Here is a 22,207-nt window from a genome sequence, read left to right as displayed (position 1 = left end):
TGGGGGCATTAGATGACACTTACCAAAAGTATTGCCATGGCAGTGATCGTGGCCGCTTTGGGCGTCGGCGGATCGCAGACCCAAGCGCAAGACAGCCGCAGCCAGCCAGCGGAGTTTCCGCCGTCTTCCTACAAGGGCAAGCAATATGTCGATAGCGCGGGATGTGTGTTCATCCGTGCGGGCATCGACGGCAATGTGTCATGGGTGCCCCGCATGAGCCGCGCGCGCCAGCAAATCTGTGGTTTCCAGCCCACGAACGGCGTACAAGTGGCGGCTGCACAGGCGACAACGGCAGCAAAGACCAAGGTCGAAGCCGCCACCGCCAAAACGCCGCCGACCCGCGTCGCCGAAGTGCAAGCGCCCAAGGTGAAACCGCAAGCCCCCGTGGCCCGGCCCGCACCGCAAAAGGTTGTGCGCCGCGTGGCTCCGGCCCCGGTTCGCGCATCCGCCCCCAAAGTCGTGCGCGAAACCGCACCGCGCCCCGTGCCGGTGGTGCCGAGCCGACCCGTCGCTCTGACTGCTCCGGCACCGGCTGGGTTCGTCACCGCTTGCCCCGGCGCTTCGCCTCTGTCGCAGCGCTATATGCGGCGCGGGGATGGCTATAGCGTGCGTTGTGGCCCGCAGGCCGAGCCCATCGTGACAGGCCGTCTTGCGCCCTCGACCCCACAGCGCGGCACGGCCCCTCAGCCTTACCGTAGCGCAGGGATGATGCCCGGTGTGGCCGCAGCGCCCGCACGTGTCGTCGCCCCCGCCGTGGTTGCCGCGCCGGTGGTCAGCGCGCCGCCTGCCCGGGCCGTGGGCACCCAGACACGGATCGTGCCGAAACATGTGGCGATCAACCGGTTGAACACGACAAACGTCAAAGTTCCCCACGGCTATCGTAAGGTCTGGGAGGACGACCGTCTGAACCCGCACCGCGCCGAGCAGACCTTGGAAGGCCGCGCCGATATGCTGCTGGTCTGGACCCAGACCGTGCCGCGCCGTTTGGTGAACAAGGCCACCGGCGAAGATGTGACCGCCAAAGTGCCGCTGATCTACCCCTATCTTGATATCGAAACTCAGCGCCGCAAGCTGGGGGTGGTCAAGATTGTTGAGCGGGACGGCCAAGTGGTGAAACGTGTTCTGCGCTACCGCAATGCCGCGCCGATCCACCGCGATGCCCGCCCGGTTAAGAGAGCGCCGGTGAAGGTTGCGCCGGTGAAGGCTGCACCGGTCTATTCCAGCCGGTCGGCCCCGGCGGCGCAGGTCAGCACCAAGGCAGGCTATGTGCAGGTTGGCGTCTTCGGCAGCTCTGCCAATGCGCAGCGCGCGGCGCGTCAGATCGCATCCATGGGCATGCCTGCCCGCATCGGCAAACAGACCCGCGGCGGCAAGACCTATCACAGCGTTCAGGCGGGCCCCATCGCGGGTGGCTCGGCCCAAGCGGCGCTTGGTCAGCTGCGCCGGGCGGGATACCGGGACGCCTATCTGCGCCGCTAAGCGCGTCGCGATAGCAAGAAAAAAGGCCAGCCGTGGTGTTCCCCCCCGGCTGGCCTTTTTCATTGGCGGGTCGTTCAGTCAGCCGCCGCAGATGCTTTGCAATCGCAGCCAATCGGCATCCGACATCAACGGCGCGGTCAGCTTGCCGTTCATCGGGTCGCCTTCGATCAGGGGCAGGGTGCTTTCGCCGGTGATGTCGCGGGCAAACGCATAGGGTTTGCTGCGCAACTCGGCCTTGGCAAAACGTGCCAACTGGGCGTCGACCTTCGGTGTCGCGGCGGGCCGCATCAACAGTTGCTCGGCATAGGCGTCCAGCGCTTCCGAAGAGATATCGCCGGTGGTCAGCAGGCGGAAGTTTTCGCGCAGGCCAACGGTCTCTAGCAGCGCGCGCAGCGGGTCATGTTCGCTGCGTGCCACATCTTCGGTGAGCACATAGCCCGCGGCAACATCGGGTTCTTCGTAATCCTCCAGCACCGCGCGGTCGAGCACGATAAGACGCCCCGGCAGATGCAGGCTGGCGCGGGTCATATCGGGCAGGATCGCCACGCGCCCGACTTCCAAGCGTTTGGTGAGCCGCGACAGCGCGGCACTGCCGCCGGGGCTTTCGCAGGCGGGGCCGGACACCCGTTCAAGGCGCTTCAGCAGCGCCGTGCCCAAGGAGACGCGCTTGACCTCCGGGACCACTTTGATCGCGTGATCGCGCAGCGCGCCGGGCATCCAAAAGACCGCCAGCGCCGCCACCACGGCGACAGAGGCGACCATGCCCACCCACCGCAAGCGGCCCGGCTTCGGGCGGCTGCGGTTAATGGCGCGGCGCAGCTTTTCGATGGCCTCGATCATCTCGGTTTCATTGTCGGGCAGTTCCAGCGTCTCTCCCGGATCGCCGTCCGGATGATAGAGCGCGGGGGTCTGGCCGGGATTGGTCCTATCGACGGCAGCCAGCGACCAATGGGTCAGCGCCTGATCCTTGAGATCGCTGATCACCAGTGTCGCGTCACCGATAGAGACGATCACCTCGCGCCGCTGCGCATCGGGCGTGGCGCGCCAAAGGCCCGTCGCTTCGAGCCGGGCGTATTTTGTCAAGGCGGTCATGGGGTTCTGCTGCGGGCCTGTCAGTTTTCGCCACTCTACCACGCGCTGCGGGATCAGCAATGGCAGGTGACATAATGCCCCGCCTTAGAGGTCCGCCGCCTGCTTGCGCAACTCGAACTTCTGGATCTTCCCGGTGGAGGTCTTGGGCAACTCCCCGAAAACCACCCGCTTGGGCGTCTTGAACCCGGCAAGACGTTCGCGGGCAAAGGTGATGAGTTCCTCTTGGCTGGCCTCCGACCCCGGCTTCAACTCGACGAATGCGCAGGGCACCTCGCCCCATTTCTCATGCGGTTGGGCCACCACTGCAGCCAGATTGACCGCGCCGTGGCCCATCAGGACGCCTTCGACCTCGACACTTGAGATATTCTCTCCACCCGAGATAATGATGTCCTTGGCGCGGTCGGCGATCTGGATATAGCCGTCGGGATGCTGCACCGCGATGTCGCCGGAATGGAAGTACCCGCCCGCGAAGGCGTCGGCGGTGGCCTCGGGGTTCTTGAGGTAGCCTTTCATCACCGCATTGCCGCGGATCATGATTTCGCCCTGTGCCGTCCCGTCGCGCGGGGTCTGGGCCATCTCGGCGTCCATGACCGTGATCTCTTCCATCATCGGCATGGCGATGCCTTGGCGGGCTTTGATCCCGGCGCGCTCGGCCTCCGGCAGTCGGTCCCACTCGCTTTGCCACAGACATTCGGTGACATGGCCAAAGGTCTCGGTCAGCCCGTAGACCTGCGTGACGTTGAAACCCAGTTTCTCGATCTTCGACAGGGTTGCGGGGGCTGGCGGCGCGCCTGCGGTGAAGACTTCGACCCGGTGATCGAAGGCGCGGCGGTCTTCTGGGCTGGCGTTGACCAGCATGTTCAGCACGATGGGCGCACCGCCGAAATGGGTGACCCCGTGATCCGCGATGGCGTCATAGATCGCGCCCGCTGTGATGTCGCGGCAGCAGACCAGCGTGCCGCCCAGCAGTGGCATCATCCAAGTGTGATTCCAGCCGTTGCAGTGAAACAGCGGCACGATCTGCATGAAAACCGGGCGCAGCACCATCTGCCAAGCGATCATCGTGCCCATGGTCATCAGATAGGCCCCGCGGTGGTGATAGACCACGCCCTTGGGCCGCCCGGTGGTGCCAGAGGTATAGTTCAGCGCAAGGCTTTCCCATTCGTCGTCGGGCATGATCCAGCTAAAATTCGGATTGGCCTCGGCCAGCAGGTCTTCGTATTGCGGGTGCCGCCCGCTGGCCGGAAAGCCGACGGCGGGGTCGGGCACTTCGATGATCGCGGGGCATGTGCCGTCCATCCGCGCGCAGGCGTCTTCGGCCAGCGGCAGGAATTCGGTATCGACAAGCAGCACCTTGGCCCCACCGTGGTCGAGGATATAGGCCACCGTTTCAGGGTCGAGGCAAATGTTGATGGTGTTGAGCACGGCCCCGCAGGCAGGCACGCCAAAATGCGCCTCGGCCTGCGCGGGCAGGTTGGGGATCAGGGTCGCGACCACGTCGCCGGGGGCCACGCCGATCTCGGCCAGCAAGGCGGCAAGACGGGTGCAGCGGTCATGGTACTGGGCATAGGTGACGCGGTGGTCCCCGTAGATCACCGCGGTCTGTCCGGAAAAAACCTCTGCCGCCCGGCGCAGATGCGACAAGGGCGTCAGCGCCACAAAGTTCGCTGCACATTTCTCAAGCCCGCGCTCGTCCGACATCTACCCCATGTGACCCCTCCCAAGGCATTGGTTGCGATTTGGGGTTGAGTATTGCTGTCGGGACGTGACTTTGAAAAGAGGGCAGGTACGAAAAGGAGGGCAGATGCAAGACGCAGCAGTGAAATCAGGCTTGGCGGCGCTTTGCGCCGTAAGCGGTATGGCGGCTTTGGGGCTTACGGATAACTTTGTTCCCTTCATAACCGAGCGCGGCTCGCTCTGGCAGTTTCATTTCGTGCGCGGTGTCATGGCGGTGGCCATTCTGATGGTGCTCGCAGCCTTTGGTTTCGGCATCCTGCGGCCAAGGCGGTTCTGGGCCGTGGCGGGGCGTAGCCTGTTTCAGGCCGGGGCCATGTTGATCTATTTCGGCTGTCTGGCCTTTTTGCCCATCGGCGTCGTGGTGGCCGGGCTTTTCACCTCGCCGCTCTTCGTGCTGATGATCTCGGCCCTGTTTCAAGGCAAGCGCGTCGGGCCATGGCGGTGGGGGGCCGTGGCGGTGGGCTTTGCCGGGGCATTGATGGTGATCCGCCCCGACCCGAGCGATCTTGACCCCGTGGCCTTTCTGCCGCTCTTGGCCGGGGCGCTCTATGCGATCGGCGCCGTGGCGACGCGGGCATGGTGCGAGGGGGAGAGCACGATGGTCATGACCGCAGGCTTTTTCGGCATGTTGGCGGTCATGGGCGGCATCGGTGTCATGGTTTTGCCGGGTGCGGAGGTGGCAGGGCCCGAAGGTTTCGTCAGCCGCACATGGGGGCCGCTGGATGGCGCGATGTGGTTCTGGATCGCAGTGCAGGCGGTAGGCTCGCTCATCGGCATCGGGTTTCTGGTGCGCGGCTACCAATTGGGCGAGGCCGGGCATGTCGCCATTTTTGAATACTCCCTGCTGATTTTTGCCAGCTTCTGGGCCTATGTCCTATGGGACCAGCAGGTGCGGCCCATGGGCTTTGCGGGCATGGCGTTGATTGCACTGGCGGGGGCGGTCATCGCGCTGCGCAGTGATGAGCCGTCTACCTTGCGCGCGCCGGAGGCGGTGGAGTGATCATCAGCCGGGGCCGTAGCTATGTCTTTGTGCATATCCCCAAAACGGGGGGCACGTCGCTGGCGCTGGCCCTAGAAGGGCGGGCGATGAAGGACGACCTGATGCTGGGCGATACGCCAAAAGCGCTGAAACGGCGGCGGCGGTTGCAGGGCGTGCAGGCGGCGGGGCGGCTCTGGAAGCACTCAACGCTGGCGGATGTCGACGGGCTGCTGCGGCCAGAGGAGTTCGCTGGGTTGTTTTGCTTCACGCTGGTGCGCAACCCTTGGGACCGGGTGGCGAGCTATTATCGCTGGCTGCGCAGGCAGGGGTTTGATCATCCGGCGGTGGGTCTCGCGAAGCAGTCGGATTTCGCAGGGTTTTTGCGGCATCCGCAGACGCAGGCGAGTTTACGGGCGTGGCCCGCGCGGCGGTATATGAAGGATGCGGCGGGGCGGGAGCGGTGCGACCTTTATATTCGGTTGGAGCATTTTGCTAAGGATGCGCAGCCGTTGTTTGAGCACTTGGGGTTCGGGTTGGAATTGCCGCTGGTGAATGCCTCAGAAGGGGCGGTGGCCTATACGCCCGAGTTGTGCGACGTGGTGGCAGATATCTGCGCCGAGGACATCGCGCGGTTTGGCTACGCTTACCAAGGGCACTAGGCCGGCACAAGCCGCAGGCGCCGGGCCATCGCCTGCCCGCCCCCCCGGGTAGGCGATTTGGTGAGGCTGTGTGATGCTTCGCGAACGCACATCACAGCTGAGAGATAAAGTGGCAAAAGCCTATGTTGGGTCGCCAACCCGCGGGCAGGCGACGGCCCTTGCGGTAAAAAAAAGGGGCGCCGAAGCGCCCCGATCTATCATGCTGCCTTGCTGGCGTCCGGGTTGAACCGCCCGTAGAAAGTCTGGTTCTTCTGTGCCATCTCGCGCAGAAGTTCAGGGCAGGCAAACCGCTCACCAAACTTCTCGGTCAACTGGTCACAACGCTCTGCCGCATAGGGCGCGCCGATCATATCAAGCCAGCTCAGCGGGCCACCGGACCAAGGCGCGAAGCCCCAGCCAAGGATCGCGCCCACGTCACCCTCGCGGATGTCCATCAACACACCTTCCTCCAGCGCCCGAACAGCTTCCAAGACCTGCGAGAACAGCAACCGGTGCTGGACCTCGATCAGCTCGGGCTGCTTCTCGGCCACGGGGTACTTGTCGCCCATGCCCTGCCACAGACCCTCACGCTTGCCCTTGGCGTCATAGCTGTAGAAACCGGCGCTGGCCTTCCTGCCCAGACGGCCCTCTTTCTCCATCCAGAACACCAGCGGGTCGAGGTCGTCGTTCGGGTATTCATCACCCATCGCCGCCTTGGTCGCGCGGGCAATCTTGGCACCGAGATCGATCGAGGTTTCATCCATCAACTGCAACGGCCCCAAGGGCATGCCCACAAGCTTGGCCGCGTTCTCGATCAGCGCCGGCTCAACGCCCTCCTGCACCATCCGCACACCTTCGTTGATGTAAGGAATGATGCAGCGGTTGGCGTAGAAGAAGCGCGCGTCGTTGACCACGATCGGCGTCTTGCGGATCTGGCGCACATAGTCGAGCGCCTTGGCCACGGCCCGGTCGCCGGTCTGCTGACCCTTGATGATCTCCACCAGCAGCATCTTCTCGACGGGCGAGAAGAAGTGGATGCCGATGAATTGCTCCTGACGGCTCGACGCCTTGGCCAGATCGGTGATCGGCAGGGTCGAGGTGTTGGAGGCAAAGATGCAATCCTCGGGGATCACGGCTTCGACCTTCTGCGTCATCTCGGCTTTCACCTTGGGGTCTTCAAACACCGCTTCGATGATCAGATCGCAACCCTTGAGCGCATCCAGATCGGTGGTCGCGGTGATCAGGTCGAGCGCCTTGGTCTTCTTCTCCTCGGTCGATTTCTTGCGGGCGATGCCCTTATCGAAATAGCTCGCGGAATAGGCCTTGCCCTTGTCTGCGGCTTCTTGGGTCTGGTCGATCAGCACAACCTCGATCCCGGCCTGAACCGACACCAGCGTGATGCCCGCACCCATCATGCCCGCACCCAGAACGCCCAGTTTCTTGACGCGCTGATCCGGCACACCTTCGGGGCGCACGGCACCTTTCTCCAGCGCTTCTTTATTGAGGAAAAGCGAGCGGATCATATTGCCCGAGGACGGGTTCATCAGCACATTGGTGAACCAGCGCGCCTCGATTTTCAGAGCCGTGTCGAAAGGCACCAGCGCGCCTTCGTAAACCGCCGATAAAAGCGCCTTGGCCGCCGGATAGACACCCTGTGTCTTGCCGTTCACCATCGCATTGGCGCCGACGAAAGTCATGAAACCCGCCGGATGATAAGGCGCGCCGCCGGGCATTTTATAACCCTTGGCATCCCACGGCTTCACCAAATCGGCATCCTTGGCGTTCAGCACCCAGTCGCGCGCTGCGGCCATCGGGTCTTCGCTGACCTCATCAATAATCCCGGCCTTTTGCGCGGCAGCAGGCGCCACCATTTTGCCTTCCAAGAGGAAGGGCGAGGCCGCCATCGCACCTAGCTTGCGCACCATCCGCGTGGTGCCACCTGCCCCGGGGAAGATGCCCACAAGGATTTCCGGCAGGCCGATCCGCGCCTTCGGGTTATCCGCGGCAAAGGTGCGATGCGTGGCCAGCGGCAGTTCCAGCCCGATGCCCGCGGCGGTCCCGTGGATCACACAGGCGACAGGCTTGCCGCCCTTGTTGGTCTTGGGGTCCATGCCCGCGCGCTCGATCTTGCGCAGCAGAGCGTGCATCTGCATCGTGCCCTCGAACAGACCCTTGGCCGGATCGTCGCCTGCGTCCTCTTTCATCTTCGCCAGCAGGTTCAGGTCCATCCCTCCGGCAAATGACCCTTCCTTGCCCGAGGTGATAACGATGCCCTTCACGGCGTCATCGGCCAGCGCGTCGTCGATATGCTTTTCCAGATCGCGCAGCCCTTCAAAGGACATCACGTTCATGCTTTTGCCCGGCACGTCCCATGTGATCGTGGCGATGCCGTCGGCGTCTTTGTTCAAAGTAAAATCGGTCATTCTCTTGCTCCCTTACGCGGCTTACACGCGCTCGATGATGGTGGCGGCACCCATGCCGGAGGCGATGCAGAGCGTGGCGAGCCCCACTTCCTTGTCAGCGCGCTCCATCTCATCCAGCAGAATGCCGATGATCATGGCACCGGTGGCGCCGAGCGGGTGGCCCATGGCGATGCCGCCGCCGTTCACGTTCACTTTGCTGTCGTCCACGTCGAAGGCCTGCATGAAGCGCAGGACAACGGCGGCAAAGGCTTCGTTGACCTCAAACAGATCGATGTCGCCGATGGTCATGCCGTTGTCCTTAAGGATCTTCTCGGTCACCGGCACCGGGCCGGTCAGCATGATGGTCGGATCGGTGCCGATCTTGGCGGTGGCGCGGATGCGGGCGCGGGGCTTCAGCCCGTGCTGCTCGCCAAACTCTTTGTTGCCGATCAGAACGGCGGCGGCACCATCGACGATGCCCGACGAGTTGCCCGCGTGGTGGATGTGGTTGATCCGCTCCAGATGGGGATATTTCATTAGCGCGACCTTGTCGAAGCCGGGCATGACCTCACCCATCTGCTGGAACGCCGGGTTCAAGCCGCCAAGCGACTGCATGTCGGTCTGCGGGCGCATGTATTCGTCACGATCAAGGATCGCGAGGCCGTTCTGGTCGCGCACGGTGATCACGGATTTGTCAAAGCGGCCCTCTTCCCAAGCCCGCGCCGCGCGCTGCTGGGACTGCATGGCCAGCTGGTCGGCCTCGTCGCGGGTGAAACCGAACTCGGTGGCAATGATATCGGCCGAAATACCCTGCGGCACGAAGTATTTCTCCATCGCCAGCGTCGGGTCCACGGCAATCGCGGCACCGTCAGCGCCCATCGCGACACGGCCCATCATCTCGACACCGCCAGCGATATAACCATTGCCGGCGCCGCCTTTGACTTGGTTGGCGGCAAGGTTCACGGCTTCCATGCCGGAGGCACAGAAACGGTTGATGGCGAGTCCCGGAATGCGCTCATCAAGATCTGAGGCCAACACCGCCGAGCGTGCCAGACAGCCGCCCTGTTCCATCACCTGCGTGACGTTGCCCCAGATCACGTCCTCAACGGCATGACCTTCAAGGTTGTTGCGCTCTTTCAGCGCGTTCAATGTCTGCGCCGACAGCCGCAGCGAGGTGACTTCATGCAGCGCGCCGTCCTTGCGGCCCTTGCCGCGGGGGGTACGGATCGCGTCGTAGATGTAAACGTCTTGGGTCATGTTCATGTCCTCCGAGGGTCAGGCACGGTCAGCAGGGCTGCCGGGCATCAGGTCGTAAGGGGCCTTCCAGCCCGGTGTTTCGCTCAAACGCGTGAGCCACGCGTCGATATGGGGCCAGTCGCTGCGGTCAAAGCCAAAGGGCTCGGGGTAATAAAGATACCCGCAGCAGCTGAGGTCTGCGTTGGTCAACTCGTCGCCCACGATCCAGTCGCGGCCGTCGAGATGATCGTTCAGCACGCCGTAGGCCGCCTTGAGCCTCCCTTGGCTAAAGGCGATGACCTCGGCGGGGCGTTTGTCTTCGGGCAGGAAATTCATCAGGAAACGGGTCATCCCAGCAACACCACTCAGCTTGTGGTTATCCCATAGCACCCACCGCATGATTTCACGCCGTTCCGTCGCGTCGCGGCCGCCGAATTTGCCCGCCTTTTCCGCGACGTAATCCTGAATCACGCCCGATTGCGTGAGCCGCAGATCGCCGTCGATCATCACCGGGGCCTCGCCCATGTTGTTGATCTGCGCGCGATAGTCGGGCTGCCGCGTCTGGCCGCCGAAAAAGTCGACCTTCACCGGCTCCCAGTCTAAGCCTGAGAGTTCTAGGGCAAGCGCGGCCTTATAGGCGTTGCCGGATTCGCCAAAGCAGTAAAGCTGGATGGTCACGTATCATTCCTCCTCAATCTGTCGTCGTTCGCGGCACGGTCGGACGGTATTTGGGAAAAGGATGAAGAGGGGGTCTTGCGCCCTTATCTTCATCCTTTCTTAAATACCTCTGCGCGGCGGTCGGGGCTGGACGCGCGGTCAGAGATTGCGCGCGATCAGTTCTTTCATGATCTCGTTGGTGCCGCCGTAGATGCGCTGCACCCGCGCGTCGGCCCACATTTCGCCGACCGCATATTCCTGCATGAAGCCGTAGCCACCGTGCAGTTGCAAGCAGACATCGAGCACTTCGCCTTGGGTGTCAGTGAGCCAATATTTCTGCATTGCAGCCTTATCGACGCTGAGTTCCCCGCGCAGGTGTTCGGTGATGCATTCGTCGAGGAAAGCACGCGATACGGCAGTCTTGGTTTTCACTTCGGCCAGTTGAAAGCGGGTGTTCTGAAACTGTGTCAGCGGGCCGCCGAAGGCTTCGCGTTCTTTGCAGTATTGAATCGTGCGCGCCACGGCGCCTTCCATTGCACCGACCGCGCCGCAGCCGATGATAAGGCGCTCTTGCGGGAGTTGCTGCATCATTTGGTAGAAGCCTTGGCCTTCGTCTTGGCCGAGGATGTTTTCTGGTGGAATTTCGACATTGTCGAAGAACAGTTCCGAGGTGTCGGCGGCGTGAAGGCCGATCTTGTCGAGGTTGCGGCCACGTTGAAAACCCTGCGCGCCATCGGTTTCGACGACTACGAGCGAGACGCCCTTGGAGCCTTCCTTGGGGTCGGTTTTGGCGGCGACGATGATCAAATTGGCGTGCTGGCCATTGGTGATGAAGGTCTTTTGGCCCGACAGCTTATAGGCGTTGCCGTCGCGGATCGCTTTGGTTTTGATGCGCTGCACGTCCGATCCGGTGGAGGGTTCGGTCATCGCCAGCGCGCCGACCAACTCGCCCGAGACCATCTTGGGCAGCCAGCGATTTTTTTGGTCTTCGGTGCCATAGGCGAGGATGTAATGCGCCACGATGCCCGAGTGGATGCCGTGGCCCCAAGAGGCGAGGTTGGCGCGGGAGCCTTCGATCAGGATGGCGGCTTCGTGGCCGAAATCACCGCCGGCACCACCATACTCTTCGGGCACCGAGGGGCAGAGCAGGCCGAGTTCACCCGCCTGTGCCCAAGTCTCGCGGTCCATCTGGCCTTGCTTGCGCCATTTCTCGAACTTGGGCGCCCATTCGGTGTTGATGAACTGCGCCGTCATATCGGCGATCATCTGGTGTTCGTCGGTCATCCATGTGGATGTTTTGTTCTGCATCTTCTGGCCCCCTCCCCAAGGGTTCAGCGTTTGCGGCTTTCCAGTTCGGCGTTGAACAGGCGCAGCCGCGCGGTCAGGTTTTCTTCGTTCATGACCGAGTTAAAATTCTCGAACAGGAACGACAGTGCTTCCCCTTCATCAAGACCTGCATCCGTGCTGAACTTCTTGAGCCTGCGGTAGCCCTCTTCGGTCATGGCGACGGGAAAGCGGCGGGTCAGGCGGAAGCGTTTGGGCATGGTCTCTCCGGGTGTTGGGCAGGGTGGGGGACAGGCCCCCACCACCCGTTTTAGAAGTTTGCGGCCGCCAGCGCCATGACAGTATCCGCGCCCGATTGGATGCGGGTCAGGTGCAGCGCCGTGGCAGGCAGCTGCCGTGCCATATAGTAGCGCCCTGTGGCCAGCTTCGTCTCGTAGAACGTGGCGTCGCCGCTGCCGTTCTTCAATGCTTCTTTCGCCGCCAGACCCATCTTGGCCCACATCAGGCCGAGGCAGACATGGCCGAACATATGCATGAAGTCGTTGGAGCCTGCGAGCGCGTGGTTGGGGTTCTTCATGCCGTTTTGCATGAAGTACATGCCCGCCGATTGCAGGTCTTTGCTTGCCGCTTTGAGCGGATCGAGGAAGGCCGCGTCAAACTCGGCATCCTGACCGGCGTTATCCTTGATGAAGCCTTTGACCAGATCGAAGAACGCCATCACATGTTTGCCGCCGTCTTGGGCCAGTTTGCGGCCCACGAGGTCGAGCGCCTGAACACCGTTGGCACCTTCGTAGATCTGGGCGATCCGGGCGTCGCGGGTGAATTGGGACATGCCCCATTCTTCGATATAGCCGTGGCCGCCGTAGACCTGCTGGGCCTTCACGGTCATGTCGTAGCCTTGGTCGGTCAGGAAACCTTTGATGACCGGGGTCAGCAGCGACACAAGGCCGTCGGCGTCTTTGTCGTCAGCGCGGTGGGCCGCGTCGATCATCGTGGCGCCCCAGAGGATGAAGGCGCGGGCGGCTTCGACGAAGCTTTTTTGATCCATCAGCGAGCGGCGGATGTCGGGGTGGACGATCAGCGGATCGGCGGGCTTTTCAGGGGCCACGGCACCGGTCACGGCCCGGCCCTGCAGGCGGTCGTTGGCGTAGATCACGGCATTTTGGTAGGCGACTTCGGCCTGCGCCAAACCCTGCATGCCGACGCCGACGCGGGCTTCGTTCATCATGGTGAACATGGCGCGCATGCCCTTGTGCTCAGTGCCCAAAAGATAGCCGGTCGCGCCGTCGTAGTTCATCACGCAGGTGGAGTTGCCGTGGATGCCCATTTTTTCTTCGATGGAGCCGACGGAGACGCCGTTGCGCTCACCCAAAGAGCCATCATCGTTCACCATGAACTTGGGCACGATGAAGAGCGACACGCCTTTGATGCCTTCGGGGCCGCCTTCGATCTTGGCCAGCACCAGATGGACGATGTTCTCGGCCATGTCGTGTTCACCCGAGGAGATGAAGATCTTTTGGCCGGTGATTTTGTAGCTGCCGTCGTCTTGGGGGGCGGCTTTGGTGCGCATCAGGCCCAGATCGGTTCCGCAATGCGGCTCGGTCAGGTTCATGGTGCCGGTCCACTCGCAGGAGACCATCTTGGGCAGATAGGTATCTTTCTGCGCATCGGTGCCATGGGCAAGGATCGCCGAGGCCGCGCCGTGGGTCAGGCCCTGATACATGGTGAAGGCTTGGTTCGCGGCAGAGAACATCTCGCCCACAGCGGTGCCGAGGACATAGGGCATGTTCTGCCCGCCATAAGCTTCGGGCATATCAAGACCGGGCCAGCCGCCTTCTTTGACCTTTTCAAAGGCTTCTTTGAACCCTTTAGGCGTATAGACCACGCCATTCTCCAAACGGCAGCCTTCCTTGTCGCCCACGGCGTTCAGCGGGGCGAGGACTTCGGAAGTCAGCTTGCCTGCTTCGTCAAGAATGGCAGCGGTGAAATCAGGCTCCAGCTCGTCATAGCCGGGGGTCTGGCTTTCGGTGACTTTCAGCACGTCATGCAGAACGAATTGCAGGTCTTTGGTGGGGGCTGTGTAGCTGGGCATCTATGCTCTCCGGGTGGTCTTTTTATGGATGTGGGTGCGGGCCTTGCCGCCGGGGTTATTCGGCTGCGTTTATTCAGCGGCGCGGCGGGGTTGGTTCATGGAAGAAATCATCTTTTCCCCCCATTTTAACTGGTCTTTAAGGTCTTCGATTGCTTCATTCAGCTCTTCGCGGCGCGATTCGAGGTCGGCCAGACGGGCGCGGGCGATTTCATAGGCTGCGGCGATTTGCGTCTGCTGCTGGTCACCCATGTGATAGAGGTCGAGCAACTGACGAATTTCTTCGAGGCTGAAACCAAAGCGTTTGCCGCGCAGGATTAGCTTGAGCCGGGCACGGTCACTTTTGGTAAACAGGCGTTTTTGGCCCTCGCGCAACGGAAAGAGCAGCTCTTTCGCTTCGTAGAACCGCAGGGTCCGCGGGGTGACTTCAAAAGCGTCGCACATCTGGCGAATGGTTAGCGTGTCGGCGGTCATCTCTTCACTCTCCAATCGTCGTTTCGAGACTTCAGTTGGGGGCTGACCCTGCTGATACAACGGGAGTTGACGTTGACGTAAGCGATACGTTGCGTCACTTTATGCGCGGGGGAATTTTCTATAGGTTGGGACAGGTAGGGCGCCCCCGCCCCAGATGGGCTTGGGCATCAAAGTGGGTCGGAGATGGCAAACCTCGATCAAAACGGGCCGAAAACGCTGGACGAACTGGTTCACTGCGCGCAGAACGCCACCTCCGCTGCGGGTATTTTGGCCTGTGGTCTAGGCTATTATCAAGGGCTTGGGATTGATCTGGTCAGCTATCACGGGGACAGCCCCGGCGCGCCTGCGATCCTCTACAAGTTCAACGGCAATGGCGCGGAGGGGCCGCAGTGGCATTCGCAATTTCTGGATGTCGAGAAGCTGCGCGAAAGCCCTGTCGAAGCGCTGGCCCGACAACAGGTGATGCCACTCTACTGGTCGGATGTGGCGGGCGCGGCGCGTCTGACCCCTGCGGAAGACCTCTACATGAAGGGGCTGATGCGGCGCTACCCGAATGACGGCATCTCCCTCAAAGTGCATGGCCCGGGCGGGGATTCCGCCGTTGTGGGGCTGGGGTTTGCCGCCAAACAGGCGCGTCTGTCGCCGGGGGCCTTGTACAAACTTCTCAGCGCGGCCCAAATCGCGCATCTGCGCTATTGCGCCTTGGCCGAAAGCCAATCGGCGCGCGATTTCGGCCTTTCGCCGCGCGAAGTTGAGGTGCTGGAGTGGATTGCCACCGGCAAGAGCAACAGCGTCATTGCCGAAATACTGGGGATTTCGCCTCATACGGTCGATACGATCGTGCGGCGGATCTTCTCCAAGCTTGACGTGAACGACCGTACCACCGCCGCCATCCGGGGCCTGGGCGCGGGGCTGCTGCGCCGCCCGAAAGAAGGGCCGCCCTAGGCGGTATGCTGACCCCGCGTCATTGTCGCGTGACTGCGTGACATGACCCTGCGTCGGACCGGCTGTAGGTGCGGGTCCTTCACCCAAAGAGGTTCGAAGCATGTCACAAAAACAAGAACAGACAGGTAATGGGGCTGGCAACGGTTCCGATGCGCAGACGCGCCTACGCGTGGTCGCGGATTTGAAAGCCGCTTCCGAAACCATCGAGAACAGCGCATTCGATCTGGCGGGCGATGCGAGCCCCGATGTGGTTTCCGACCTCATCCGCATCACCGCAGATTTGCAGATGCTGATCGCGCAGCTGTCGCAGTCCGGCGGCCGCTGAGGCTGAGACTGCGGGTCAGCCCTCGTTCGAAGCGATTGCCGCGGCGGTGTCGTCGCGCAGCTTTTGAAGTTCCGCCATGGCTTCGTCCAACTGGCGGCGCTGCTCGGCCAGTTCATCTAGCTGACCATCCGCCATGGTGACCCAAGCCCGCATCTGCGCCTCGGTGCCCTCTTTCTCGTAGATCAACAGCCACTGACGGATGTCTTCCAGCGCAAAGCCGAACTTGCGGCCGCGCAGGATCAACTTCATTCGCGCCCGTTCGCGCGGGCCATAAAAGCGCGAGCGCCCCTCGCGGTGCGGTTGCAGTAATTCGATATACTCGTAATAGCGCAACGTCCGTGGCGTCACGTCAAATGCCGCGCACATCTCTTTGAATGTCAGGCGTTCATCGTCCAAAGCATCTACTCCCTTCAGGCAAACTATGGTCCCGCGCGGGGATGCGCAACAGGTGGTCTTGCCCTTTCGCCATCCCCCCATGATAAAGGTCGAAACCAGACGCAAAGGGGTGGGCTGCATGTCAGACAAGTTGAAAATGGCGCGACAGTTCATTCAGGCGCTGCCCCATTCCATGGCGCTCGGGATGGAGTTGCAGGAGTTGGGCGATGGCTCTGCCGTGATCACCATGCCCTATGATGACAAACTGGTGGGCGACCCCAAAACCGGGGTGATCAGCGGCGGGGCGGTCTCGGCCCTGATGGACACTTGCTGTGGCGCGGCGGTGATGAGCCATCCCAGCAATCCCTCGGCCACCGCCACCATGGATCTGCGGATCGAATACCTGCGCGCTGCCACGCCGGGCCAGACGATCACCACCCGCGCGACCTGCTATCACGTGACCCGCTCGGTCGCCTTTGTGCGCGCCACGGCGACGGATGAGGATGCCGAGAATTTCGTGGCCACCGCTACCGGAACCTTCACCGTGGAGGGCCACAAATGACCAAACATCGCAAGCCAGAGCCGGTTCAGGTGATCAAGCAACGTCGCGACGGGGTTCTGCGCGCAATGGTCGAAGGCGTGCCCTATATCCGCTTTCTGGGCATCGAGTTTGAGCGCCGTGGGGATGAACTGACAGGGATCATGCCCTTTTCCGAACAGTTGATCGGCAACCCGATCCTGCCTGCGTTGCATGGTGGGGCAACGGCGGCCTTCTTGGAGGTGACTGCGATCATCACCCTAAGCTGGGGGCTGATCTGGGAGGACATGGAAAGCGGCGCGCTTGATCTGGACAATCTGGATGCCGACCACTTGCCGCGGCTGCCCAAGACGATCGATTTCACTGTGGATTACCTGCGGTCGGGCCTGCCGCGCGATGCCTACGCGCGGGCGCGGATCAACCGGTCGGGGCGGCGCTATGCTAGCGTTCATGTCGAGGCATGGCAGGACAACCGCAGCCGTATTTTCGCGCAGGCCACGGGCCATTTCCTGATGCCGCAACGGCGTGGCTGAGCCGCAATCAGAGACGGAGCCGCTGACCGACGCAGAGGTGCGCGCGGTTGAGCGTGGCACGCTGGCGGCGCGCGATGTGGTGACCCACCGCCGCGTGCTCAAGATCGCCGTTCCCATTGTCATCTCCAACGCCACCGTGCCGATCCTCGGCGCGGTCGATACCGGCGTGGTGGGGCAGATGGGCGCCGCCGCCCCCATTGGCGCGGTGGGGCTGGGGGCGATCATCCTGTCGGCGCTTTACTGGATTTTCGGTTTTCTGCGGATGGGCACCGTGGGCCTGACCGCGCAGGCGGCGGGGAATGGCGAAGAGAGCGAAGTTGCGGCGCTGCTGACACGTGGGCTGCTGATCGGCGCGGGCGCCGGACTGGCGCTGATGGTGCTGCAACTGCCGCTCTTTTGGGCCTCGTTTCAACTCGCCCCCGGATCACCGGAGGTCGAGGGGCTGGCGCGGCAATATATGGCGATCCGCATCTGGTCCGCGCCTGCTGCCATCTCGATCTATGCGATCACTGGCTGGCTCATCGCGCAGGAGCGCAGCCGCGCTGTGCTGGTGCTGCAGGTATGGATGAACGGGCTGAACATTCTGCTGGACCTGTGGTTCGTGCTGGGCCTCGGTTGGGGTGTCGAGGGCGTGGCCATCGCCACCTTCCTCGCGGAATGGAGCGGGGCGGCCTTGGGGCTGTGGTTCTGCCGGGCGGCCTTTGCCGGGGTGGCCTGGCGCGACTGGGCGCAGGTCTTTGACGGGCCGCGCTGGACGCGCATGATGCGGGTAAACACCGACATCCTGATCCGCTCATTGCTGTTGCAGGCGATCTTCGTGTCCTTCCTCTTCATGGGGTCGGGCTTGGGGGATGTGACGCTGGCGGCCAATCAGGTGCTGCTGCAATTCCTGATGATCACCTCCTACGGGCTGGACGGTTTTGCCTTTGCCGCCGAGGCGATCATTGGCCGGGCCTACGGCGCGGGGCAGCGTGATGTCCTGCGGCGCGGAGCGGTGCTGACTTCCGCTTGGGCGCTTCTTGTCAGTCTAGTGCTTGCCGTGGTTTTTGCCGCTTTCGGCGGGGCGATCATTGATCTGATGGCCAAAGCGCCGGAGGTCCAAGACCTCGCGCGGGTCTATCTGCCCTATATGGTCGCGGCCCCAATTCTGGGCTGCGCGGCCTATATGCTGGATGGAATATTTATCGGGGCCACCCGGTCGCGCGATATGCGCAATATGATGTTGGTGTCGTTTCTGTTCTATGTCGCCGTGGCGCTGCTGCTGGTGCCAAGTATGGGTAACCACGGGCTGTGGATATCGCTCTTGGTTTCCTTCGTGGTGCGGGGCATCACCTTGGCGCTGCGCTATCCGGCACTGGAGCGCGCGGCGGGCTAGAGCAGCCTTTGCACCGCTTCCGGCGGGCGCCCGATCACGGCGCCGCTTTGGCCAAAGGCGATGGGGCGTTCGATCAGGATCGGATGGGCGGCCATGGTGTCGATCAGCGTCTCTTCGGGGCTGTCCTTGGTCAGACCCATCTCTTTGAACACCTTCTCACCGGTGCGCATCATCTCAATCGTACGAAGGCCAAGGGCGTCGCGGGCGGCGATGATCTCATTCCGCGTCGGGGCGTCTTCGAGGTAGCGCCGGAGGCTCACGTCAACACCCGCCTTTTCGATCAGGGCCAGTGCCTGCCGCGATTTCGAACAGCGCGGATTGTGCCACAGGGTGATCAAAGCCAATCCTCGCGCTTGCTGCCCACGGCCTCGGCCACGCTGGCGAAACCGTCGCGGGCCAAGAGCGCATCCAGCCCGGTGGTGATCTCTCGCACCAGTCCGAGGCCGCCGAAGACCAGCGCGGTGTAGAGTTGCAACGCCGAGGCCCCGGCGCAGATCTTGGCATAGGCGGTTTGCGCATCCGACACCCCGCCGACGCCTATCAGCGGAATATCCGTCAGCCCCGCCAGACGCGCCAAAACGCGGGTCGACCGTTCAAACAGAGGCGCACCGGACAGGCCACCCGCCTCAGCCGCATGGGCGCTGGCAAGGCCGCTCCGGTCGAGTGTGGTATTGGTCGCGATAATGGCAGCAACGCCCGAATTTTGGGCAACCTCGGCCACGTCCTCAATCTCGGCCTCGCTGAGATCAGGGGCGATTTTCAGGAAAACGGGCGTGGCGCCGCGCACGTCCATCACCCCTTCGAGCAGGGCGGAAAGCGCCGCCTTGCCCTGAAGATCGCGCAGCTTCTCAGTGTTGGGGGAGGAGACATTGACCGTCGCGAAATCGACGTGATTGCGTGCGGCGGTCATTACCCGGGCAAAGTCGGCAGCGCGGTCTGGGCTGGTCTTGTTCGCGCCAAGGTTCAGCCCCACGGGGACACCGGCACCGCGGCGCGAAAGCCGGGCGCAGATCGCCTCCATCCCTTCGTTGTTAAAGCCAAAGCGGTTGATCGCGGCGCGGTCTTCGGTCAGGCGAAACAGACGCGGGCGCGGGTTGCCGGGCTGGGGCAGGGGCGTGGCGGCGCCCACCTCGATAAAGCCGAAACCGGCGCGGGAAAGCGGGGCGACCGCGGTCGCGTTCTTGTCAAAACCCGCGGCCAGCCCGACGGGGTTCGGCAGGTCCAGCCCAGCAATCATTGTGTGTAAGCGTGCAGAGGTTTGCGGCCCGGGGGCCGGGGCCAGACCCGCCCGCAAAGCCCGGATCGCCAGCCCATGCGCCGCTTCGGGGTCAATCCGGTGCAGCGCACTAAGGCCCATCTTTTCGATCACCGGCATCATGCGCTTGCTGCGCCCAGACCGGCGGGGAATTCATGTGCGCCATCCACCAAGGGCAGGGGTTGCGCCCAGACCACGTCTTCGATCTTGAGCGGGCGGTAGAGATGCGGAAAAAGCGCACCGCCCCGCGACGGCTCCCATTTCAGCGCATCGCCCAAGCTTTCGGCCTCTAGAGCGAGCAGGAACAGACCCTCTTCGCCTTTGAAATGCTTGGCGGCGGTTTCCTCGGCCTGTTCGGCGGTGGAGAAATGCACGTAGCCATCGGTGACATCAATCGGCGCCCCGTCTGAGACCCCGTTCTTGCGCAGCGCAGCCCATTCGTCTGCGCGGAATATCTTGAAAATCAGCATGGCTTGTGATGCCCGCCGGGCGGGGCGGGGTCAAGACCCGCGGGTGACCATAGGGCAGGTGATATGACCTTTGACACGGATCAAACCCCGCGCCACGATACCGGCATAACAACCAACAGGGGAACTATCATGAAACGATTCCTGACCGCGACCGCTGCGCTGGCTTTGACCAGTGGCATGGCGGCGGCTGAATATAATCTGACCATTTTACATACCAATGATTTCCACGCCCGGTTTGAGCCGATCAGCAAATATGACGGTCCCTGCGGTGCCGAGGACAATACTGCTGGCGAATGTTTTGGCGGCTCTGCCCGCCTGATGACCGCGATCGCCGAGGCGCGCGAGCGGGCAGGCAACAGCATCCTTGTGGATGGCGGTGACCAGTTTCAGGGCACGCTATTTTACACCCAGTACAAGGGTACACTCGCCGCTGAGATGATGAACCAGATGGGCTATGACGCGATGACCGTGGGCAACCATGAATTCGACGATGGCCCCGAAGTTCTGCGCGGGTTTATGGATGCAGTGGAATTCCCGGTGCTAATGTCCAACGCCGATGTCTCGGGCGAACCGCTTCTGGCCGATAAGCTGGCCAAATCTACCGTGATCGAGAAGGGGGGAGAAAAAATTGGCCTGATCGGTCTGACCCCGGAAGATACTCACGAACTCGCCAGCCCCGGCGACAAGATCACCTTTTCTGACCCGGTCGCAGCGGTGCAGGGGGAGGTCGATCTGCTAATCGCCAAGGGCGTGAACAAGATCATCGTGCTCAGCCACTCAGGCTATGGCGTCGACCAAAAGGTTGCGGCAGAGACGACGGGGGTCGATGTGATCGTGGGCGGCCACACCAACACGCTGCTCAGCAACACGAACGAGCGTGCCGAGGGCCCCTATCCGACGATGGTGGGTGAGACCGCGATCGTGCAGGCCTATGCCTACGGCAAATTTTTGGGTGAGCTGAATGTGACCTTCGATGATGAGGGTAATATCACCAAGGCCGAGGGCGAGCCGCTGATTATGGACGCGGCTGTGACCGAGGATCAGCCCACCGTTGACCGCATCGCCGAAGCTGCCAAACCGCTTGAGGAAATTCGCAATCGCGTCGTCGCTGAAACCGCCGAGGCGATTGATGGTGAACGTGGCAACTGCCGCGCACAGGAATGCTCAATGGGCAACCTTGTGGCTGATGCGATGCTCGACCGGGTGAAAGATCAGGGCATCGACGTAGCGATTGCCAACTCGGGCGGGCTGCGTGCCTCCATCGACGCGGGTGAGGTAACCATGGGCGAAGTCCTCACCGTGCTGCCGTTCCAAAACACGCTGTCGACCTTCCAAGTCACCGGCGCGCAGCTGATTGAGGCGTTGGAGAACGGCGTGAGCCAGCATGAAGAACAGGCCGGCCGTTTCCCGCAAGTGGCGGGCATGTCCTTTGCCTTTGACCCCAAGGCCGAAGCCGGCAGCCGGATCAGCGATGTGATGGTGGCAGGTGAGCCGATTGACCTCCAAAAGACCTATGGGGCAGTCTCGAATAACTACGTTCGCAATGGCGGCGATGGTTACGCGATGTTCAAAGACGCCGCCAATGCCTATGACTATGGCCCCGATCTGGCGGATGTCACGGCTGAGTATCTGGCCAAGGATGGCACCTATAAGCCCTATACCGACGGTCGTATCACTATGAAGTAACGACAGGTTATGACCTGACCGGAAAGGGCGCGTCCTGCAAGGGGCGCGCCCTTTTAATTTGATGATCCGAGAGGAACGTCGCGCCCTTGCACCTTCTACCCGGCAGGCTACACAGGGCAGCAGATAGATAGGAGACCACCCATGCTGACGCCCTTCCACCTTGCCTATAACGTTCGCGACCTTGATGAGACCCGCGCCTTCTACGGGGATGTATTGGGCCGCACCGAGGGCCGCTCGACCGAGACTTGGGTCGATTATTCCTTCTTTGGCCACCAAATTTCGATGCATCTGGGGGAGCCTTTCGCCACCGAAGCCACCGGCAAGGTGGGCGAACATATGGTGCCGATGCCGCATCTGGGAGTGGTCTTGCAGATGGACGATTGGAAGGCGCTGGCCGAACGGCTGAAAGGCGCGAAGGTTGATTTCGTGATCGAACCGTCGCTGCGTTTCGAAGGGGAGCCGGGCGAACAGGCGACCATGTTCTTCCGCGACCCTTCGGGCAACCCGATCGAGGTCAAAGGCTTTGCCGATATGGAACGTGTCTTTGCTCAGTAAGGCTCAGCGATGAAGCACCAAAGCCCCGCGGTTGAGGGCGGGGCTTTGGTAGGTCTGAATGGGCCGCGCAACCGCGGGGCCGG

Annotated in this window: 23 protein-coding genes; 10 read left to right on the top strand and 13 right to left on the bottom strand. The window is 62.3% G+C overall.

All coding sequences use genetic code 11. The features are described from left to right. Positions 1–12: 12 nt before the first annotated feature. Positions 13–1,479, top strand: a complete 1,467-nt coding sequence (locus tag O4H31_RS14105) for an SPOR domain-containing protein (RefSeq protein WP_269346770.1) — start codon at positions 13–15, stop codon at positions 1,477–1,479. A 78-nt stretch (positions 1,480–1,557) separates the two neighbouring features. On the opposite strand, the gene O4H31_RS14100 is transcribed toward O4H31_RS14105, so the two are convergent. Then, on the bottom strand, positions 1,558–2,571 hold the full coding sequence (locus tag O4H31_RS14100; RefSeq protein WP_269346768.1) for a hypothetical protein: 1,014 nt from the start codon (positions 2,569–2,571) through the stop codon (positions 1,558–1,560). Between the two features lie 84 nt (positions 2,572–2,655). Beyond that, positions 2,656–4,272 carry an AMP-binding protein gene (locus tag O4H31_RS14095; RefSeq protein ID WP_269346766.1) on the bottom strand — a complete coding sequence of 539 codons (1,617 nt, stop codon included), beginning with the start codon at positions 4,270–4,272 and terminating at the stop codon, positions 2,656–2,658. 103 nt (positions 4,273–4,375) lie between these two features. On the opposite strand from O4H31_RS14095, the gene O4H31_RS14090 reads away from it, so the two are divergent. Then, entirely contained in the window at positions 4,376–5,308 is a 933-nt protein-coding gene (locus tag O4H31_RS14090; protein ID WP_269346763.1) for a DMT family transporter, read from the top strand. Next, positions 5,305–5,946: a sulfotransferase family 2 domain-containing protein gene (locus tag O4H31_RS14085; RefSeq protein ID WP_269346762.1), complete on the top strand. Its 642-nt coding sequence runs from the start codon at positions 5,305–5,307 to the stop codon at positions 5,944–5,946. The genes O4H31_RS14090 and O4H31_RS14085 overlap by 4 nt, the downstream gene beginning before the upstream one ends. A gap of 197 nt (positions 5,947–6,143) precedes the next feature. On the opposite strand, the gene O4H31_RS14080 is transcribed toward O4H31_RS14085, so the two are convergent. The 7 genes from O4H31_RS14080 to O4H31_RS14050 form a co-directional block, all read right to left on the bottom strand. Next, a complete protein-coding gene (locus O4H31_RS14080; RefSeq protein ID WP_269346760.1) occupies positions 6,144–8,348 on the bottom strand; it encodes a 3-hydroxyacyl-CoA dehydrogenase NAD-binding domain-containing protein in 2,205 nt (734 codons plus the stop codon). A gap of 21 nt (positions 8,349–8,369) precedes the next feature. Beyond that, a complete protein-coding gene (locus O4H31_RS14075) occupies positions 8,370–9,584 on the bottom strand; it encodes an acetyl-CoA C-acetyltransferase (protein WP_067630090.1) in 1,215 nt (404 codons plus the stop codon). A gap of 18 nt (positions 9,585–9,602) precedes the next feature. Then, positions 9,603–10,241: a glutathione S-transferase family protein gene (locus O4H31_RS14070; protein ID WP_093926951.1), complete on the bottom strand. Its 639-nt coding sequence runs from the start codon at positions 10,239–10,241 to the stop codon at positions 9,603–9,605. A gap of 138 nt (positions 10,242–10,379) precedes the next feature. Continuing rightward, entirely contained in the window at positions 10,380–11,528 is a 1,149-nt protein-coding gene (locus tag O4H31_RS14065; protein ID WP_269346758.1) for an acyl-CoA dehydrogenase family protein, read from the bottom strand. A 23-nt stretch (positions 11,529–11,551) separates the two neighbouring features. After that, positions 11,552–11,764, bottom strand: a complete 213-nt coding sequence (locus tag O4H31_RS14060; RefSeq protein WP_067630099.1) for a hypothetical protein — start codon at positions 11,762–11,764, stop codon at positions 11,552–11,554. Positions 11,765–11,814: 50 nt separating this feature from the next. Next, on the bottom strand, positions 11,815–13,596 hold the full coding sequence (locus O4H31_RS14055) for an acyl-CoA dehydrogenase C-terminal domain-containing protein (RefSeq protein WP_269346756.1): 1,782 nt from the start codon (positions 13,594–13,596) through the stop codon (positions 11,815–11,817). A 69-nt stretch (positions 13,597–13,665) separates the two neighbouring features. After that, a complete protein-coding gene (locus O4H31_RS14050) occupies positions 13,666–14,067 on the bottom strand; it encodes a MerR family transcriptional regulator (protein WP_067630105.1) in 402 nt (133 codons plus the stop codon). Positions 14,068–14,250: 183 nt separating this feature from the next. Between O4H31_RS14050 and O4H31_RS14045 the strand changes: the two genes are divergently transcribed. Together O4H31_RS14045 and O4H31_RS14040 are read left to right on the top strand one after the other, a co-directional pair. Beyond that, positions 14,251–15,012 carry a helix-turn-helix transcriptional regulator gene (locus O4H31_RS14045; RefSeq protein WP_269346754.1) on the top strand — a complete coding sequence of 254 codons (762 nt, stop codon included), beginning with the start codon at positions 14,251–14,253 and terminating at the stop codon, positions 15,010–15,012. Between the two features lie 100 nt (positions 15,013–15,112). Beyond that, complete coding sequence (locus O4H31_RS14040; RefSeq protein ID WP_269346753.1) at positions 15,113–15,337, top strand: hypothetical protein; 225 nt, start codon at positions 15,113–15,115, stop codon at positions 15,335–15,337. 15 nt (positions 15,338–15,352) lie between these two features. On the opposite strand, the gene O4H31_RS14035 is transcribed toward O4H31_RS14040, so the two are convergent. Continuing rightward, on the bottom strand, positions 15,353–15,733 hold the full coding sequence (locus O4H31_RS14035; protein WP_269346751.1) for a MerR family transcriptional regulator: 381 nt from the start codon (positions 15,731–15,733) through the stop codon (positions 15,353–15,355). A 118-nt stretch (positions 15,734–15,851) separates the two neighbouring features. Between O4H31_RS14035 and O4H31_RS14030 the strand changes: the two genes are divergently transcribed. The 3 genes from O4H31_RS14030 to O4H31_RS14020 are packed head-to-tail and all read left to right on the top strand — an operon-like array spanning position 15,852 to position 18,158. Beyond that, complete coding sequence (locus O4H31_RS14030; RefSeq protein WP_067938691.1) at positions 15,852–16,274, top strand: PaaI family thioesterase; 423 nt, start codon at positions 15,852–15,854, stop codon at positions 16,272–16,274. Then, entirely contained in the window at positions 16,271–16,783 is a 513-nt protein-coding gene (locus tag O4H31_RS14025; RefSeq protein WP_067938682.1) for a PaaI family thioesterase, read from the top strand. The genes O4H31_RS14030 and O4H31_RS14025 overlap by 4 nt, the downstream gene beginning before the upstream one ends. Before the next feature lie 22 nt (positions 16,784–16,805). Continuing rightward, positions 16,806–18,158 (top strand): MATE family efflux transporter, encoded by a 1,353-nt coding sequence (locus tag O4H31_RS14020; protein WP_269347216.1) that lies wholly within the window; start codon positions 16,806–16,808, stop codon positions 18,156–18,158. On the opposite strand, the gene arsC is transcribed toward O4H31_RS14020, so the two are convergent. The 3 genes from arsC to O4H31_RS14005 are packed head-to-tail and all read right to left on the bottom strand — an operon-like array spanning position 18,155 to position 19,883. Continuing rightward, a complete protein-coding gene (gene arsC, locus O4H31_RS14015; RefSeq protein WP_269347215.1) occupies positions 18,155–18,496 on the bottom strand; it encodes an arsenate reductase (glutaredoxin) in 342 nt (113 codons plus the stop codon). The two genes, O4H31_RS14020 and arsC, sit on opposite strands and share 4 nt — an antisense overlap. Next, positions 18,493–19,533 (bottom strand): quinone-dependent dihydroorotate dehydrogenase, encoded by a 1,041-nt coding sequence (locus O4H31_RS14010; RefSeq protein ID WP_269347214.1) that lies wholly within the window; start codon positions 19,531–19,533, stop codon positions 18,493–18,495. The genes arsC and O4H31_RS14010 overlap by 4 nt, the downstream gene beginning before the upstream one ends. Then, a complete protein-coding gene (locus tag O4H31_RS14005; RefSeq protein WP_067630142.1) occupies positions 19,533–19,883 on the bottom strand; it encodes a DUF952 domain-containing protein in 351 nt (116 codons plus the stop codon). The genes O4H31_RS14010 and O4H31_RS14005 overlap by 1 nt, the downstream gene beginning before the upstream one ends. Positions 19,884–20,012: 129 nt before the next feature. On the opposite strand from O4H31_RS14005, the gene O4H31_RS14000 reads away from it, so the two are divergent. Both O4H31_RS14000 and O4H31_RS13995 read left to right on the top strand, forming a co-directional pair. Then, positions 20,013–21,569 carry a bifunctional metallophosphatase/5'-nucleotidase gene (locus O4H31_RS14000; protein WP_269346748.1) on the top strand — a complete coding sequence of 519 codons (1,557 nt, stop codon included), beginning with the start codon at positions 20,013–20,015 and terminating at the stop codon, positions 21,567–21,569. Positions 21,570–21,710: 141 nt separating this feature from the next. Next, positions 21,711–22,124 carry a VOC family protein gene (locus tag O4H31_RS13995; RefSeq protein ID WP_269346745.1) on the top strand — a complete coding sequence of 138 codons (414 nt, stop codon included), beginning with the start codon at positions 21,711–21,713 and terminating at the stop codon, positions 22,122–22,124. Positions 22,125–22,207: the final 83 nt, after the last annotated feature.

Source organism: Sulfitobacter dubius, from assembly GCF_027214245.1.
Classification (GTDB): domain Bacteria; phylum Pseudomonadota; class Alphaproteobacteria; order Rhodobacterales; family Rhodobacteraceae; genus Sulfitobacter; species Sulfitobacter dubius_A.
This window is presented reverse-complemented; position numbering and strand designations above follow the sequence as displayed.